Here is a 17,053-nt window from a genome sequence, read left to right on the forward strand (position 1 = left end):
CAACTTCCGGTCCGTTTCGCGGGGGGCGTGTGGGGCTGGATCACCTGATCGGTGGATAAAGCACCTTCTGGGTTTGGAGGTGCGGATGAGCGGGAACGCCGCCCTCGACACACCCTGACGCGCTTTCGCTCAGCGGGAGCTGCCGCTCCGGTTTGTCCGGATTTGCACACTTATGGTGACCGCTTGGTTCCGGGGAGTGAATCCGGGACCCAATACCAGACCACGGCTTGACGGCGGCGAAAGAACGCACATGTAATTTCACCCGTGTCCAAAGCCTCATCAGGTCACGGACGCATCACGGGGACGCACGAAGCACGAGGGGTAGGAGGCGCGCGCATGAGCGAGCTCTTTGATCTGTTGGTCGTCGGCGACGAGGCAGGGGTCGAGGAGGAGCTCGGCTGGCAGGAGCGCGCGCTGTGCGCCCAGACCGACCCGGAGTCCTTCTTCCCGGAGAAGGGCGGATCCACGCGAGAGGCCAAGAAGGTCTGCCTCGCCTGCGAGGTCCGCAACGAGTGCCTCGAGTACGCCCTCGCCAACGACGAGCGCTTCGGCATCTGGGGCGGGCTCTCGGAGCGTGAGCGCCGCCGCCTGAAGAAGGCCGTCGTCTGACCGTCCGTCAACAGGCCACGTCCGATTCCTCCGCATATCGCACGCTTGCTCGGCAGGTGAAGGGCAAACGAACAGCGCGGAACCGGTCGGACGCGAGCGAACACGGACACCCGTCACAGAGCAGGACGTCGATTCGCAGGTGAGGGGTTCCCTCGGGTTCCGGGTATGTCCCAATCGCCCGATGGCCCTCACCGCGCCCCGCGACAACCCGTTAGTGTGGTCCGCCAGCGGTGCGCCTGACGCGCGCACGCGTCGTAGCGATCAGCGAACCGGGGTCCGTCACAAGCGATGTCTGCCTACACCCATCAGCCCCCAGGGCACCCGGGCGCGGGGCGCCCGCCGGCTTATCCCCGGCACCTGGTGACCGCCGTCGTCGTGGCCCACGACGGAGCCCGCTGGCTGCCGCAGACGCTGCGCGGCCTGCTCGAACAGGACCGGCCGGTCCAGCGCGTCGTCGCCGCCGACACCGGGTCCACCGACGCCACCCCGCGCCTGCTCGCCGACGCGCTCGGCCAGGACGCCGTGCTGCAGTACGGGCGGCGCACCGGCTTCGGCACCGCCGTCAACGAGAGCGTGCGCGGCCTCTCGCCGCTGTACACCGAGAACCTGCCGTACGCCATCCCGAACGGCTACGACCCGCTCGACCCGGAGCAGGGCGAGCACGACCAGTTCGGCGACCCGCTCGGGCACCACGACGAGCTCGCCGCCGAGCAGTTGCGCGGCGCGCGTCGCACCGAGCCCGTCGAATGGCTCTGGCTGCTGCACGACGACTGCGAGCCGGCCCCCGACGCGCTGCGCAAGCTGCTCCAGGTCGCCGAGACCACCCCGACCGCGGCCGTGGTGGGGCCGAAGATCCGCTCCTGGTACGACCGCCGCCAGCTGCTCGAGGTCGGCGTCAGCATCGCGCGCTCCGGCCGCCGTTGGACCGGCCTCGACCGCCGCGAGCAGGACCAGGGCCAGCGCGACCAGGTCCGCCCCGTCCTCTCCGTCTCCAGCGCGGGCATGCTGATCCGCCGGGACGTCTTCGAGGCACTGGGCGGCTTCGACAAGCAGCTGCCGCTGATGCGCGACGACGTCGACCTGTGCTGGCGCGTCGCCGCCGCGGGCCACCGCACCGTCGTCGCGCCCGACGCCGTCGTCCGGCACGCGGAGGCCGCCAGCCGCGAGCGCCGCCCCATCGACTGCGCCCGGCCCGGCCGCCCGCACCGCGTCGACAAGGCCGGCGGCGTCTACACGCTGCTCGCCAACTCGGGCGCCGCGAAGCTGCCCTACCTGCTGCTGCGGATCCACATCAGCACCGTGCTTCGCGCGCTCGGCTACCTGCTCGCCAAGACCCCCCACCTCGCGCTCGACGAGATCGGCGGCCTCGGGCACGTCATGCTGCGCTTCGGCTCGCTGCTCACCGGGCGCACCCGGCGCGGCCGCGGCCGGACCGGCGACGCCCTCGACGACCGCACGCTCTTTCCGGCCATGGGCGCCACCACCCGGGCCGCCGTCGAGAACCTCGTCGCCGAGCTCGGCGGCGCCCGGGCCAACGAGGCCTTCTCGTCCCGGCACGGTGCCGTCGAGTCCGGACCGGGCGACGACGACAACGACAACTTCGAGATCGAGCAGTTCGCCACGCTCAAGCGGATCGCGCGCAAGCCCGCCCCGGTGCTCTTCGTCGGCCTGCTGGCGCTGACGCTGATCGCCTGCCGCTCGCTGCTCAGCGGCGGCTCGATCTACGGCGGCGCGCTGCTGCCGACCCCCGGCGGCGCCACCGACCTGTGGCAGCAGTACGCCAGCGGCTGGCAGTCCGTCGGCGTCGGCTCCGCCGGCAGCGCCCCGCCCTACCTCGGCGTGCTCGCCACGCTCTCCAGCATCACCTTCGGCAACCCCGGCCTGGCCGTCTCGCTGCTGTTGCTGCTGACCGTGCCGCTGTCGGGCGTCTCCGCCTACCTGGTCTCCCGGCCGCTGATCGACTCCCGCCTGGTCCGCGCCTGGGCCAGCGCCACCTACGCGCTGCTGCCCGCCGCGACCGGCGCCATCGCGCAGGGCCGTATCGGCACCGCCGTGCTCGCCGTGCTGCTGCCGCCGCTGGCCCGCGCCGCCGCCGTCGCCTTCGGCCTCGGCATCCGCCGCGAGACCGCCGCCCGCGGCGGCCGTCCCGGTTGGCGCAGCGCCTGGGTCGCCGCGTTCGCGCTCACCCTGTCCACCGCGTTCGTGCCGCTCGCCTGGCTGCTCGGGGTGCTGCTCGCCGTCGCCGCGCTGATCGGCGCGTTCCTGCGCGGCGGTGCCTTCGGCCAGGGCGTCGGCGCGCTGCGCGCACTGGCCCCGCGGGTGGCGGCCATGCTCGGCACGCCGCTGCTGGTGCTCGCGCCGTGGTCGCTCGGCGTACTGACGCACCCCGGCCGGTTCCTGCTGGAGGCCGGCATCCCCGGTCTCGTCGGCTCGCCCGCGACGCCGGTGGACCTGCTCACCCTCGACCCCGGCGGCAACGGCACCGTTCCCGGTCTGCTGATCGTGGGCGTCCCGCTGGCCGCGCTCGCCGCGCTGCTGCGCGGAGACCGCCGTCGCGCCGTGGTCGCCGCCTGGGGTGCGGCGGCCGTCGGCCTGGTCGGCACGGTCGTCGTCGCCGGCACCACCGTGGCCCCCGGCACCGGTCAGACGCCCGTCCCGGTCTGGGGCGGCCCGACCACGCTGATCGCGGGCGTCGCGATGCTCGCGGCCGCCGCCACCGGCGCCGACGGCGCCCGCGCCCGCGTCGCCGCCATCAACTTCGGCTGGCGTCAGCCCGTCGCCGCCCTGGTCCTGTTCGCCGCCGCGCTCGCGCCGATCGCCGCCGCCGGCTGGTGGCTGATCCGCGGGGCGGCCGGTCCGCTCCAGCGCGGCGACGGCACGCTGGTGCCCGCGTTCATCGCCCAGCAGTCCCAGAGCGGCGACCAGATCCGCACGCTGGTGCTGCGCACCGGCGACCAGGGCCAGGTCGTCTCCTACAGCCTGGTGCGGGGCTCCGGACCGACCGTCGGCGGCGGCGAGGGAGCCGCGGCCGACGCCCCCTCGCCGCAGCTGGCCCAGCTCGTCGGCGACCTCACCGCCGGCGCGGGCGGCGACCAGGCCACCGAGCTGGCGAACTTCGGCATCCAGTACGTCGAGGTGCTCGCGCCCGTCGACGACACCCTGGCCGCCACGCTCAGCTCCACCGCCGGCCTGGCCCGCCTCAACCAGCAGCAGTCGGACAGCCTCTGGCGGCTCCAGCAGAACACCGGCCGGGTCCTGATCCGCACCGCCGGCAGCCCCGACGTCACCGTCCCCTCCGGACCGGTCGACGCCAGCGCAACCATCCCGGCCGGGGCCGACGGACGCGTGCTGCGTCTCGCCGACACCGCCGACCCGGGCTGGTCCGCGACCCTCGACGGCCAGGCGCTGACGCCGAAGACCGTCGACGGCTGGGCCCAGGGTTTCTCGTTGCCCGCCTCCGGCGGAAAGCTGGAGATCAGCTACCACGAGAGCCTGGTCCACACCGGTTGGATCGCCGTGCAGTGCGTGCTCGCCGCCGCGCTGGTCGTCCTCGCCCTGCCGGGCCGTCGCCGCAGCATGGACGACGACCAGCCGGACGAGGGCGAGCTGGCGGCCGCCGCGGCCGCCGCCGAGCAGCCGATCGTCCCCGGCTCCCGCCGCGCCCGCCGCATGGCCGCGGCCGGTGCGGAGGGCGCCCAGGCCGCCGAGGAGGAGGCCGCCCAGCAGGGCGTCTACGCGCCCGCGGGGGCGGGTGAGGGCCACGACGGCGGTGGCGCTGACGGTGTGTCCGACGGCGGCCAGGGCGTGCCCGACCCCGCGTACGCGGCGCACGGCGCCGACCCCAACGGCTACGGCGGGGGCTACGGCACCTACACGCCGGACGGCTACGCCGAATACTCGTCGGGCTACGGCCCCGGGTACGACACCGGCGCGGGCACCCACCAGGGCGCCTCCTACGGCTACGAGGGCTACGAGCAGCAGTCCGGCCAGCCCGGCTACGGCCAGCCCTACGCCGACCCGGCCCACCAGGCCTACCAGCAGCACGGCTACCAGCAGCAGCCGCAGTCGCAGCCGCAGCCCGACGAGTCCGGCGTGCCCGGCCAGGTCTACGGCTGGCACGACGCGAGCGGGGGCCAGGGCCAGTACGGCTCGCTGGGCGCCGACGACCCGTGGCTCAACGGCCGCGACGAGCAGTGACGAGCAGGGAGCTGACCACCAGATGATCAACCGGACCACCCAGTCCCTGCTGGGCGCGCTCGGGGTCCTCGCGCTCGCCCTCGGCATCGCCGAAGCGCAGCCGCCCAAGGGCCAGGCCGCCGCGACCGGCGACAGCGTCCGCACCGCGGTGCAGCAGACCAGCCTGGTCTGCCCGCCGCCGGTGCAGGGCTCCTCCGGATCCACCCAGTACAGCCTCGCGGTCCCGGGCGGGACCGGCGGCTCCAGCGCGACCGGCTCGGGCTCGGGCGCCGCGGGGGCGAAGCTGACGCCGCTCGCCGACCCGATCAACGGCTCGGCGACGTCGGGTTCCGGCAGCTCCGCCGCGCCGTCGCCGTCCGCCTCGGGCAGCGCGTCGGCGTCCGCCTCGGCCTCCCCGCACTCCTCGGCCTCCGCGCACTCCTCGTCGTCCGCGCAGGCCTCGCCGTCGACGGCCGCGGGCGGGCCCGGTGCGGGCCCCTCCGCCTCACCGATCGCGCAGCAGTCGCAGCCGGGCGGCACCACGACCGCCAAGGGCCCGTCCGGCAGCAACGCGCCCGGCATGGCGGCCACCGCCGGCGGCGCCCTCGCCCCCGGCTTCGCCGTCCAGCAGACGACCCTCACCGGCGTGGGCCTGTCCGGCACCGGCTGCACCCAGGCCGGCACCGACTTCTGGTTCGCGGGCGCCGACACCAACAAGGGCACCAGCGCCTACCTGGAGCTCTCCAACGCCCAGGACGCGAACGCCGACGCGGACATCCAGATCTACGGCACCAACGGCGAGATCGACGACACCTCGGCCGCCAGCATCAACATCCCGGCCCACGGCACCAGCCAGCTGCTGCTCTCCTCGCTGGTCCAGCCGGGCAACGACGGCCAGAACCTCGCGATCCACGTGCTCGTCCGCAGCGGCCAGATCGCCGCGGCGCTGCACGAGACCCAGGACAACACCGGCGCCGACTGGATCCCGTCGACGGCCCTCAGCCCCACCGCGGTGATCCCGGGCCTCCCGGGCGACGCCTCCAAGTACGGCCTCACCCTGGCCGTCCCCGGCGACGTGGACGCCGACCTCAAGGTCCAGCTCTCCTCCCAGGGCGGCTGGATCACCCCCGCCGGCCACGAGACCATCCACATCAAGGCCGGCATGGTCGACTACGTGGACCTCGGCAACGTGACCCGCGGTCAGCCAGGCACGCTCCGGCTCACGCCGACCGACCCCAAGGTGGCCACGCCCTTCGTGGCCACGGTGCAGGCCTCCGGCGACAACGACATCGCCTACGTGACGGGCACCTCGCCGGTCACCCGCCGCGGCACGGTCGCCGGGAACCCGTCCGGCGCGTCGATCCTGCTGACCGCGCCCTCCGGCGCGGCCACGGTCACCGTGAGCTCCCTCGGCGGCAACGGCGGCAGCCCGACGGACAAGACCGTCCACATCACCGCCGGCTCCACCGTCGCCATCCAGCCCCAGGCCCCCTCCGGAGCCTCCACCTTCGCCGTCACCATCACCCCGACCTCGGGCGGCCCGGTCTACGCCGCCCGGGAGCTCGGCGACAAGCGCGGCCTGACCATCCAACAGATCGCCGACGACGGCTCCACGGTCCTCATCCCGACCGTCATCCAGAACCCGGCCATTTTGGTGCAGTAGGGACGTTGCACCACCCAGGGGCGCGAGGAACTGCGCGACAAGCCACCCTCGCGGCTGGCAGACCGAACGCGCAGGGCCATCCGCATGTCGTTGGTTTCTCGCGCAGAGCCTCGTGCCCCTGGGTGAGTGCAACGACCCGCGGGAGCGTTCAGTCTTCCCCGTAGCGCGGGTCGACCGCTTCGGGGTCGACGCCGAGGAGCTCGGCGACCTGTTCGACCATCACGTCGTGGACCAGCGCGGCGCGCTCGTCGCGGCTCTTGGCGCGGATCTCCACCGGGCGGCGGTAGACGACGATGCGGGCGGGGCGGCCCTTCGCCGCCTCCAGGAGGCGGCCCAGCGGGACCTCGTCCGGACGGGCGTCCTCGATCTCCGGCTCGGGCTCACCCGGCAGCGGCGCCGGCACGTCCTGGACCGCGAACTCCACCTCTTCCAGCTGCGGCCACCGCCGCTCCAGCCGCTCCACGGACTCCCGCACGTACTCGTCGAAGACCTCCGAGCGACTGAGCGAGATCGGTACCTGGCGCGGAGCCAGCGGTCCGCGCATGCCCCGGCCGTGCCGGTCCCGACGCCGACGTGGCGTCGCACCTGCCCCGGAGGCCCCCGGAGTCGCTCCGGAGGCGGACGTGGATACGGGTGGTCTCTCCATCACGACCAAGCGTATCCGCTGCCACCGGCACCAACCCCCGCTCGCGGGCAAACCCCCTCCGAGCGGGGGGAACGCACGTCTTCCGGACGACACGGGACCCGATCCGGGGCAGAGTCTTCGCGGCCCGGTCAGGAGTGCGGTACCGTCCAACGTCGTGAGCCCTGTCCGTCGTTGTTCGCGCACCGCCTGCGGCCGTCCCGCGGTGGCGACCTTGACGTACGTCTACGCGGACTCGACCGCGGTGCTCGGCCCCCTCGCGACCTACGCGGAACCGCACTGCTACGACCTGTGCGCCGAGCACTCCGAGCGCCTCACCGCCCCGCGCGGCTGGGAGGTCGTCCGGCTGAACGTGCAGACCGGCCCGATCCGGCCCTCCGGCGACGATCTGGAGGCGCTGGCCAACGCCGTCCGCGAGGTCGCCCGCCCGCCGGCGCGCCGCCAGGACGGCGGCTCCGAGGCGGACCCCACCGAGGTCGGCCGCCGCGGCCACCTGCGTGTGCTGCGTACTCCCGACGAGTTCTCACCCGAGCTCTGAGAACCCTCTCCCCGGGCGACTCCACGCCGCTTCTGACCAGCTCCTACGCCCTTGCGTCACGCGGCGCTAACTTCGTGCTCACGCACAGCCGGTATCGTGCCTTGCGCAGGGCCGAGGAAGTGTGACCAGGACCACAGAATGGCGGAGAGCCGCAGTGCGTGACCTCAAGCAGATCGTGAAGGCGTACGACGTCCGCGGAGTCGTGCCGGACCAGTGGGACGCCGACCTGTCCCGGGCGTTCGGAGCGGCCTTCGTCCAGGTCATCGGTGCGGAGGCGATCGTCGTCGGCCACGACATGCGCCCGTCCTCCCCGGGCCTGGCCCGCGCCTTCGCCGAGGGCGCGGCCTCGCGCGGCGCCGACGTCGTGGAGATCGGCCTCTGCTCCACCGACCAGCTGTACTTCGCCAGCGGCAAGCTCGACCTGCCGGGCGCGATGTTCACCGCCAGCCACAACCCGGCCCAGTACAACGGCATCAAGATGTGCCGTAAGGGTGCCGCGCCGGTCGGCGAGTCCACCGGCCTGGTGGAGATCCGCCAGCTGGTCCAGTCCTGGGTCAACGAGGACGACAGCGTCACCATCCCGGACACCGGCGCCACCGTCGGCACCATCACCCAGCAGGACGAGCTGCGGCCCTACGCCGACCACCTGCGCGGTCTGGTCGACCTGACCACGATCCGCCCGCTGAAGGTCGCGGTCGACGCGGGCAACGGCATGGGCGGCCACACCGTCCCGACCGTCCTCGGCGGCCTGCCGCTGGACATCGTCCCGATGTACTTCGAGCTGGACGGCACCTTCCCGAACCACGAGGCCAACCCGCTCGACCCGAAGAACCTGGTCGACCTGCAGGCCAAGGTCCGCGAGGTCGGCGCCGACATCGGCCTCGCCTTCGACGGCGACGCCGACCGCTGCTTCGTCGTCGACGAGAAGGGCAACCCGGTCAGCCCCAGCGCGATCACCGCGCTGGTCGCGGTCCGCGAGCTCGCCAAGGCGCAGGCCGCGGGCGAGACCGAGCCGGTGATCATCCACAACCTGATCACCTCGTGGGCGGTCCCCGAGATCGTCGCCGAGAACGGCGGCCGCGCGGTCCGCACCCGCGTGGGCCACTCCTTCATCAAGGAGGAGATGGCGACCTCCGGCGCGATCTTCGGCGGCGAGCACTCGGCGCACTACTACTTCCGCGACTTCTGGCGTGCGGACACCGGCATGCTGGCCGCGCTGCACGTGCTGGCAGCTTTGGGCGAGCAGACCAAGCCGCTGTCCGAGCTGGTCGAGGTCTTCGACCGCTACGTCCAGTCCGGCGAGATCAACAGCACCGTCGCCGACCAGGCGGAGCGCGTCGCCGCGGTCCGTGCGGCGTTCGCCGACGAGCCGGGCGTCAGCCTCGACGAGCTCGACGGCCTCACCGTGGCCGGCGCGGACTGGTGGTTCAACCTCCGCGCCTCCAACACCGAGCCCCTCCTTCGACTGAACGTCGAGGCCCGCGAGGAGTCCAAGATGTCCGCGCTGCGCGACCAGGTCCTCGCCCTCGTCCGCGCCTGAGTGCGCGTAGCGCACTCAGGGGCGCGGGGAACTGCGCGACAAGCCACCCAGGTGGTGAGTCGCCGCTCGAGCAGGGCCATCCGCACAGGGTGGTCTCTCGGGCAGAGCCTCGCGCCCCCGGTGGTGCAAGTAACCTTCTTGCACCACAGATCCGTCCCAGACTTCCGGAGCGCCAGCGACATGAGCATCGACCCCGCACTGCTGGAGATCTTCGCCTGCCCGGCGTGCCACGCGCCGCTGCGTGAGGACGAGGAGGCGTCGGAGCTGGTCTGCACCGGCGGCGACTGCGGGCTCGCGTACCCGGTGCGGGACGGGATTCCCGTCCTGCTCGTCGACGAGGCCCGTCGCCCGGCATGATCGACGAGCGGCTGCTCGACGACGCGGAGCGGCTCACGCGCGCCGACACGCGCGGCGCGCTGCTCGCGCTCGCGTCCGCGGGGGCGCGCATGCGCACCGCGCTGCGAGCCGCGGACGACGCGGGGCTCGGCGGCCTGCGACCGGAGGGACGGCCGCGTGCTGTCCTGGTCGCAGGACACGGGAGCGCGGCGACCGCCGGAGACGTGTTCGCCGCGCTCTGCGGTGGCGTCTGTCAGGTCGCGGTGCTGCGGCCCGGGCCGGGTGAGGACGCCGGACCGGAGTGGACCCTGCCGGGCTGGGCGGGGCCGTCCGACCTGGTGGTCGCGGTGGCCACCGACGGCGAGGTGCCTGGGCTGGTCAAGCTCGTCGAGCGCGCCTATGCGCGCGGCTGCTCGCTCGTGGTGATTGCGCCGACCGACTCCCACCTCGGCCAGGCCGCGCTGCAGGTGCGCGCGCTGCCGCTGCCGTACGTCCCGGGCACCGAGCCCGACGAGCGGCGGCCGCTGCACGAGGACGCGGACCTGCCGCGGGAGGACCCGTCGGACTTCTGGGGCGTGCTGACCCCTCTGCTGGGGCTCGCGCTGCGCATAGGCCTGCTGCCGGGCGAGCCGCGGGCCCTGAACGACGCCGCCGACCGCCTCGACGAGGCGGCGGTGCGCTGCCGGCCCGCTGCCGCCGCGTACGACAACCCGGCCAAGACGCTGGCGGTCCAGCTCGACGGGACGCTGCCCCTGCTCTGGAGCCTCGGCCCCTGTGGGACGGCCGTGGCCGGCCGGTTCACCGCCATGCTCGCCGACCACGCCGGCCGGGCCGCGCTCAGCGGCGTGCTGCCGGAGGCGATGGCCGCCCAACGCGGCCTGTTCAGTGGCGGGTTGGGAACGGGTCCGGCCGAACCCGACGACTTCTTCCGGGACCGCGTCGAGGACGAGGGCACGCTGCGGCTCCAGGTCGTGCTGCTGCGCCACCGTCCCGGCCCGGAGACCGCGGCCGACGCGGCGGCGAACGGCACCCCCGACGTCACCGGGGAGCCACCCGCCGATCACCTGGCGGACAACGATTCACCCGGCACGCGCCGTACCGTGGCGCGGGCTCACCGCCTCGCGGCGGACCATCAGGTCGCCCTGCGCGAGCTCGGCTCCTCCAGGACCGACCAGGTCGAGGCCCTGGCCGAACTCGTGGCACTGACCGACTTCGCGGCCGTCTATCTCGGGCTGGCCGCTGAGAGGACCTAGAGAGTACATGGATCGTCTGGAGAACACCGTCCGTCCGTATGCCTGGGGCTCGCGCACGGCGATTCCCGCACTGCTGGGCGTGACGCCCAGCGGTGAGCCGCAGGCGGAGCTGTGGATGGGCGCGCACCCGGGGTCACCGTCGGGGGTGGACCGCGGGGAGGGCGGTTCGTCGCTCGACCGGGTGATCGCGGCGGACCCGGAGGCGGAGCTGGGCGCGGCGGTCGTGGACCGGTTCGGTCCGGCCCTGCCGTTCCTGTTCAAGGTGCTGGCGGCGGGTGAGCCGCTGTCGGTGCAGGTGCATCCGGACCTGGCGCAGGCGAAGGCGGGCTTCGCGGCGGAGGAGGCGGCCGGGGTGCCGCTGGACGCCCGCGAGCGCAACTACAAGGACGCGAACCACAAGCCCGAGATGCTGTGCGCGCTCGACGAGTTCTCCGGCGTCTGCGGCTTCCGCGCCCCGGCCCTGACCGTGGCCCTGCTGGAGCGGCTCGCGGTGCCGGGCCTGGCCCCGGTCGTGGAGGTGCTGCGGGCCAAGCCCGAGCCCGAGGCACTGCGCGAGGCCCTGACCTGGGCGCTCACCCTGGACGAGGCCACGGTCGTCCCGCTGGTGGCCGCCACCCGGGATGCGCTGCTGCGCGAGGCCGGGAGCAGCGGTGACGCGGCGGACGCGGGCATGCTGCGGGACTACGCGGCGCTGGCGGACGTCTACCCGGCCGACCCGGGCCTGCTGTCGGCGCTGCTGCTGAACCACGTGGTGCTGCGGCCCGGAGAGGCGTGCTACCTCGGCGCGGGCGTGCCGCACGCGTACTTCCGGGGCCTGGGCGTGGAGTTGATGGCCAACTCCGACAACGTACTGCGGGCCGGGCTGACGCCGAAGCACATCGACGTGCCGGAGCTGCTGCGGGTCGTGGAGTTCGTGGCGAGCGAGCCGGCGGTCATCCGCCCCCGCTCGGTGGTGGAGCACCCGGGGGAGGAGCTCTACCCCGCTCCCATCGACGAATTCCGGCTCTCCCGCTACCGCCTCGGAGCCGAGGGCGGCCGGCCGCTGCCGACCGACACCCCGCAGATCGTGCTCTGCACCGAGGGCCGGGTGACGCTGACCGACGTGACCGGCGAGCAGCTGACCCTGGCGCCCGGCGAGTCCTGCTTCCTCGCCGCCGGCAGCCCGGCCGTCACCGCCAGCGTCGAGGACGGCGCGCACGCCAACCTCTTCCGCGCCACGGTCTCCCTCTGACGGACCGTGCTGCGCCGGTAGGAGCGCCGGGCACCTGGCCCGGCGCTCCGCGCCCTGCAGGGCTCTCAGAGGCCCATCACGAGCTTCTCCAGGGCCGCGCGGGCCCTGGCGTCGGACTCGGCGCGCGCCGCGACGGCCGTCGCGAGCTCGTGGACCCACTCGTCCAGCGCCACCTGCCGACGGGACAGCACCACGCCGCGCACCACCGTGGCCACCTCCCCCTGCGGGCGGCCGTGGGCGAGCACCAGGATCAGCCGGCGGTCGTCCAGGCTCACCTCCAGCCGCTCCACCGTGCCGGGACGGCCCGACAGGCGGTCCGAGACGGACCGCTTGCGCGAGAGCTCGACGGAGCCCGGAGGCAGGGCGTCCGCGAGCGAACCCGTCAGCACCTGGGCATACATGTCCAGATCTGCCGCGTCCCGGCGCAGCGCCGCCGCCAGCAGCTCGATCTCGCTCATCTACGTTCGCTCCCTCATCCGTCCTGGCTCATCCGTCCGAGCTCACCGTCCAGTCTCAGCCGTCCAGGCTCAGCACCATGGTGGGCCGCTCGATCTCGTGGTCCGAACGCAGCGGGCGGACCGCCGTGCCGATCGAGAAGAACTCCGTGGTGTGGCCACCCCACCGGTGGTTGTGGGCGTTCAGCTGGACGCCCACCACGCCCTCGGCGTGCAGCGCCTCGGCCTCGGCCTGCATCCGCGACATCGCCAGCTCGCGCGCGTCGTAGAGAGCCTGCGTGAACTGTTCGATCTCCACATTCTTGCCGATGTTCGAGAACACGGCGCCCATCCGCTGGTGCGCGATGTGGTAGACACAGGTGCCCATCACCATGCCGAGCGGCGCGTAGCCCGCGCGGATCAGCGTCCAGAAGTCCTGGCCCGACAGGTCCGAGGTGAAGGGCAGGTTCTTGTTGTTGCGCCAGCTCGCGCCGCCCGGGGCCGGCTGGTCGGCCTTGACGGCCGTGCCGATGGCGATGAACTCGGCGATGTCGTTGCCGAACTCGCGGGCCTCGACCGAGAGCCGCACGCCGACGATGCCGTCCGCGCCCAGCGCCGCCGCCTCCGCCTCCATGCGGGCCATCGCCAGCTCGCGGGCGTGGTACATCGCCTGGCTCAGCGTCTCCAGCTCCTGGTTCTTGCCCCAGCGGCCGAGCTGGATGCCCACGTGGTAGATCGAGCTGCCCAGCACCAGGCCGATCGGCTTGAAGCCGGCCTCGCGCACGAGCAGGAACTCGTTGACCGACAGGTCGCTGGTGAAGATCGACCCGGCGCGACCGGGCTGCAGTTCCTGCAGCCGCTTCATCGCGTCGGCGGGCACACCCTGGGCGGTCGGGTCCATGGTGCTCATCGGGCAGCTCCCCTTGCGTGGGTCAGATCGGTGGTGGTGCGGATCGACTGCGTCATGCGGGTGGTCGGGGTCGTGCGTCTGGTCCGGCGACGGGTCATCCCTGGTCTCCCAGGTCCTGGAGTTCGGTGAGCAGGCGCCGGTACTCGTCCCGGTCGCCGTACGGGCTGGAGGCGACCGCCGCCAGCCGCTGCCGCAGCCGGTCGCTGCGCTTGCCCAGCGGCATCACGGACAGCGTCCGCGGCGGCTCGGCCCTCGTCCGGAAGCGGGCGATGCTGGTGCCGATCATCGTGGCCTCGGCCACGTGGTCGTGCTGCTCGGAGTTGGCGGAGCGGATGCAGGACTCCTCCCACACCCGCAGATCACCACTGGCCATGATCACGCCGTCCCCACCCAGCCGGGACGCCTGGCGTCGCAGCTGCTCCCGCGCGTCCGCGCGGATCGCGTGGATCAGATCGCTCCAGCCCGTCACCTCGTTGTTCTGCCACGAGTACAGCTGGGACTGGGTGCGGTAGTCGTTGTGGCGCACGCCGATCGACATGCCGACCAGCAGCTCGGCGGGCACCCAGCCGGCGCTGACCAGCTTGGCGAAGCCCTGCCCGTCCAGATGGCAGGTGAACGGGTGCTTCGGCCGCACGTCGCCCTGCGCCCGGACCGCCGTGCCGATCACCTTGAACTCCAGGCAGTTCGGCGCGTTCGGGAACGGCTGCATGGTGAGCTCGGCGGCCACCACCCCATCGCCGCCCAGCGCCGCGCACTCCTGGGTCATCCGTCCGAGCGCCGTGTGCCGCGCCTGGTCGAAGACGCTCACCAGCGCCTGCGAGGGCGCCCCGCGCCCGGACAACGCGATCGGGGCGTCGCCGTATCCCCCGAACGAGTAGCCCGCGCCGGGGAAGAGGCAGTCGTGATAGCCCCAGTAGCGCCCGCTGCGCGCGATCTGGAACACCGCCGAGCCCATCACCTGGCCCACCGGCTCGAAGCCGACCGACCGCACCGAGGCGAACTCGCCGGTGGACAACGCGGATGTCCAGGTGCCGCTCTGCCGCACCTCCGCCATGCGCTCGGCGGCGACAGGTGGCAGCCCGCCGCCGCTCCAGGGAACCGTCATCCCGCCCCACTTCCGTTCTGCACTGAGAACTCTGGGAACACGTAACTGCGCCTCTCGGAATGTACGCACGGTGTAGATTCGTCTCAAGCACCAGACGTCGCTGCTGATGGCGGTCGGCGCGCCCGGTCCCCGGACTTGGGTACGCCGAGGGAGAGAGGGCCTCCGACGCACTGGTCCGGAACAATCGGTCATACGGTTGAGGCAGGCGCAAGGGTTCCCGGAGAGCCCGCCGCCGTTTCTGTATGTCTGCGTACGCGTTCGAGCCCGGCTCGCATGCGGTCCGGTTCCGGACCACCACCGCCCGCACCCCGACGTGATGGAGAGACAGCGTGACGTCCCTGAACGCCGGTGACTTCAAGGTCGCCGACCTTTCCCTGGCCGAGTTCGGCCGCAAGGAGATCCAGCTCGCCGAGCACGAGATGCCCGGCCTGATGGCGATCCGTGCGGAGTACGCCGCCGCGCAGCCGCTGGCCGGCGCGCGCATCACCGGCTCGCTGCACATGACCGTGCAGACCGCCGTGCTCATCGAGACCCTCGCAGCGCTCGGCGCCGACGTGCGCTGGTGCTCCTGCAACATCTTCTCCACCCAGGACCACGCGGCCGCGGCCATCGCCGTGGGCCCGAACGGCACCCCGGAGAACCCCCAGGGGATCCCCGTCTTCGCCTGGAAGGGCGAGACGCTGGAGGAGTACTGGTGGTGCACCGAGCAGGCGCTCACCTGGCCGGGCTTCTCGGGCCCGAACATGATCCTGGACGACGGTGGCGACGCGACGCTGCTGGTCCACAAGGGCGTCGAGTTCGAGAAGGCCGGCTCGGCCCCGGACCCGTCCACCGCGGACTCGGACGAGTTCCGCATCATCCTCGAGCTGCTGAACCGCACGCTCAAGGAGACCCCGAAGAAGTGGACCGAGGTCGCCTCCGAGATCAAGGGCGTGACCGAGGAGACCACCACCGGTGTCCACCGCCTCTACGAGATGCACCGTGACGGCAACCTGCTGTTCCCGGCCATCAACGTCAACGACGCGGTCACCAAGTCGAAGTTCGACAACAAGTACGGCTGCCGCCACTCGCTGATCGACGGCATCAACCGCGCCACTGACGTCCTCATCGGCGGCAAGGTCGCCGTGGTCTTCGGCTACGGCGACGTCGGCAAGGGCTGCGCCGAGTCGCTGCGCGGCCAGGGCGCCCGCGTCATCGTCACCGAGATCGACCCGATCTGCGCCCTGCAGGCCGCCATGGACGGCTACCAGGTCGCCACGCTGGACGACGTCGTCGGCATCGCCGACATCTTCGTCACCACGACCGGCAACAAGGACATCATCATGGCCAAGGACATGGCCAAGATGAAGCACCAGGCCATCGTGGGCAACATCGGCCACTTCGACAACGAGATCGACATGGCCGGCCTCGCGAAGATCCCGGGCATCGTCAAGGACGAGGTCAAGCCGCAGGTCCACACCTGGACCTTCCCGGACGGCAAGAAGCTCATCGTGCTGTCCGAGGGCCGCCTGCTGAACCTGGGCAACGCGACCGGCCACCCGTCGTTCGTCATGTCCAACTCCTTCGCGGACCAGACGCTCGCCCAGATCGAGCTCTTCACCAAGCCCGAGGAGTACCCGGTCGGCGTCTACACGCTGCCGAAGCACCTGGACGAGAAGGTCGCCCGCCTCCACCTGGACGCCCTCGGTGTGAAGCTGACGACGCTCTCCCAGGAGCAGGCCGACTACATCGGCGTGAAGGTCGAGGGCCCGTACAAGGCCGACCACTACCGCTACTGATACCGGTAGCGGTACCGATCGACTGATCGACCCGCGGCCGCTGGCGCATAGGCTCGCCCTATGCCCAGCGGCCGTTACTCGTTCCACGACACCCACGACGACACCCCCCTCGGTGAAGAGCGCTTCAGCTGCGCCGCCGGACCCTCCGGCTGGCGCTACACGGCACAGACCTTCTCCGCCGACGGGACGGTCGACGGCGCCGTCGACCTGACCCTCGACTCCCGTTCGCGCCCGATGCGACTGGAACTGCGCCGTCACGGCTGGCAGGTCCGAGGCGGCGCGCTGGCCGGCCTCACCTGGGTCCGGACGCACGCCGAGGACGCGGATCTCACCTTCACGCGGGAGGGCAACGAGAAGGCCCACGCCTTCGCCGGCCGTTCACCCGCGTTCCTCGTCGCGACGGCGCGCATGCTCGCCCTGACGGAGGGCTCCTCCGCGCGGGTACGCACCGTCTCCTTCACCGAGCCGCTGCTGGCCCCGCGCACGCTGGACCAGGGTTGGGCTCTGGAAGGCATCGAAACACACCCCACTGACAGCGGCCCCCTGACGGTGCGTCGCTTCCGTGTCGCGGACCTCGAGACGGGGGAGGAGGGCCTCGTCCACATCGCTGGTGACGTGGTGCTCTCCGCCCCCGGCGTCGAGCTGGAGGAGCTGGAGACGCCCCCCGGACCCTGGATTTGACTCCGATCGGACGGCCACGTAACGTTCTCCGAGTTGCCCCGCTACGACGGGGCGGCAAACCCCCGAAATCCAATCGGTTAATCCGATTGACGGGGACTGCGAAATCGGAGCCGAAAAACTCTGATAGAGTAGAAAACGAAGGAAGCGCCCGGAGGG

General features: G+C 72.5%; 14 protein-coding genes. 10 read left to right on the top strand and 4 right to left on the bottom strand.

Features of this window, described 5'->3' with window-relative positions:
* The first annotated feature begins 336 nt into the window (after positions 1 to 336).
* The 3 genes from DN069_RS01380 (at position 337) to DN069_RS01390 (ending at position 6,448) form a co-directional block, all read left to right on the top strand.
* Positions 337 to 609 carry a WhiB family transcriptional regulator gene (locus tag DN069_RS01380; protein ID WP_111498822.1) on the top strand — a complete coding sequence of 91 codons (273 nt, stop codon included), beginning with the start codon at positions 337 to 339 and terminating at the stop codon, positions 607 to 609.
* A 360-nt stretch (positions 610 to 969) separates the two neighbouring features.
* A complete protein-coding gene (locus tag DN069_RS01385) occupies positions 970 to 4,806 on the top strand; it encodes a glycosyltransferase (RefSeq protein WP_243638821.1) in 3,837 nt (1,278 codons plus the stop codon).
* Between the two features lie 22 nt (positions 4,807 to 4,828).
* Positions 4,829 to 6,448 carry a DUF5719 family protein gene (locus DN069_RS01390; RefSeq protein ID WP_111498824.1) on the top strand — a complete coding sequence of 540 codons (1,620 nt, stop codon included), beginning with the start codon at positions 4,829 to 4,831 and terminating at the stop codon, positions 6,446 to 6,448.
* Positions 6,449 to 6,596: 148 nt separating this feature from the next.
* Here the strand turns inward: DN069_RS01390 and DN069_RS01395 are convergent, their stop codons facing one another.
* Positions 6,597 to 7,094 (bottom strand): metallopeptidase family protein, encoded by a 498-nt coding sequence (locus DN069_RS01395; protein WP_111498825.1) that lies wholly within the window; start codon positions 7,092 to 7,094, stop codon positions 6,597 to 6,599.
* 154 nt (positions 7,095 to 7,248) lie between these two features.
* Here DN069_RS01395 and DN069_RS01400 point away from each other — a divergent pair, with 154 nt between their 5' ends.
* From DN069_RS01400 to manA, 5 genes are all read left to right on the top strand, one after another.
* Positions 7,249 to 7,629, top strand: a complete 381-nt coding sequence (locus DN069_RS01400) for a DUF3499 domain-containing protein (protein WP_243638823.1) — start codon at positions 7,249 to 7,251, stop codon at positions 7,627 to 7,629.
* Between the two features lie 154 nt (positions 7,630 to 7,783).
* Positions 7,784 to 9,169 (top strand): phosphomannomutase/phosphoglucomutase, encoded by a 1,386-nt coding sequence (locus DN069_RS01405; protein ID WP_111498826.1) that lies wholly within the window; start codon positions 7,784 to 7,786, stop codon positions 9,167 to 9,169.
* A 180-nt stretch (positions 9,170 to 9,349) separates the two neighbouring features.
* Positions 9,350 to 9,526: a Trm112 family protein gene (locus tag DN069_RS01410; RefSeq protein WP_111498827.1), complete on the top strand. Its 177-nt coding sequence runs from the start codon at positions 9,350 to 9,352 to the stop codon at positions 9,524 to 9,526.
* A complete protein-coding gene (locus tag DN069_RS01415; protein ID WP_111498828.1) occupies positions 9,523 to 10,758 on the top strand; it encodes an SIS domain-containing protein in 1,236 nt (411 codons plus the stop codon). Before DN069_RS01410 ends, DN069_RS01415 begins: the two co-directional genes overlap by 4 nt.
* Positions 10,759 to 10,765: 7 nt before the next feature.
* Entirely contained in the window at positions 10,766 to 11,989 is a 1,224-nt protein-coding gene (gene manA, locus DN069_RS01420) for a mannose-6-phosphate isomerase, class I (protein ID WP_111498829.1), read from the top strand.
* Positions 11,990 to 12,054: 65 nt separating this feature from the next.
* Here manA and DN069_RS01425 read toward each other — a convergent pair whose 3' ends face one another.
* From DN069_RS01425 to DN069_RS01435, 3 genes are all read right to left on the bottom strand, one after another.
* Entirely contained in the window at positions 12,055 to 12,447 is a 393-nt protein-coding gene (locus tag DN069_RS01425) for a hypothetical protein (protein WP_111498830.1), read from the bottom strand.
* 55 nt (positions 12,448 to 12,502) lie between these two features.
* The gene (locus DN069_RS01430) at positions 12,503 to 13,333 is read right to left on the bottom strand and encodes a heavy metal-binding domain-containing protein (protein ID WP_207892011.1); all 831 of its coding nucleotides are present in this window, start codon (positions 13,331 to 13,333) and stop codon (positions 12,503 to 12,505) included.
* A gap of 94 nt (positions 13,334 to 13,427) precedes the next feature.
* Positions 13,428 to 14,438 carry a heavy metal-binding domain-containing protein gene (locus tag DN069_RS01435; RefSeq protein WP_165845331.1) on the bottom strand — a complete coding sequence of 337 codons (1,011 nt, stop codon included), beginning with the start codon at positions 14,436 to 14,438 and terminating at the stop codon, positions 13,428 to 13,430.
* A gap of 329 nt (positions 14,439 to 14,767) precedes the next feature.
* Here DN069_RS01435 and ahcY point away from each other — a divergent pair, with 329 nt between their 5' ends.
* Together ahcY and DN069_RS01445 are read left to right on the top strand one after the other, a co-directional pair.
* Positions 14,768 to 16,216: an adenosylhomocysteinase gene (gene ahcY, locus DN069_RS01440; RefSeq protein ID WP_111498832.1), complete on the top strand. Its 1,449-nt coding sequence runs from the start codon at positions 14,768 to 14,770 to the stop codon at positions 16,214 to 16,216.
* A 60-nt stretch (positions 16,217 to 16,276) separates the two neighbouring features.
* A complete protein-coding gene (locus DN069_RS01445; protein WP_111498833.1) occupies positions 16,277 to 16,897 on the top strand; it encodes a hypothetical protein in 621 nt (206 codons plus the stop codon).
* Positions 16,898 to 17,053: the final 156 nt, after the last annotated feature.

The sequence above is a fragment of the Streptacidiphilus pinicola genome (assembly GCF_003258295.1).
Classification (GTDB): Bacteria; Actinomycetota; Actinomycetes; order Streptomycetales; family Streptomycetaceae; genus Streptacidiphilus; species Streptacidiphilus pinicola.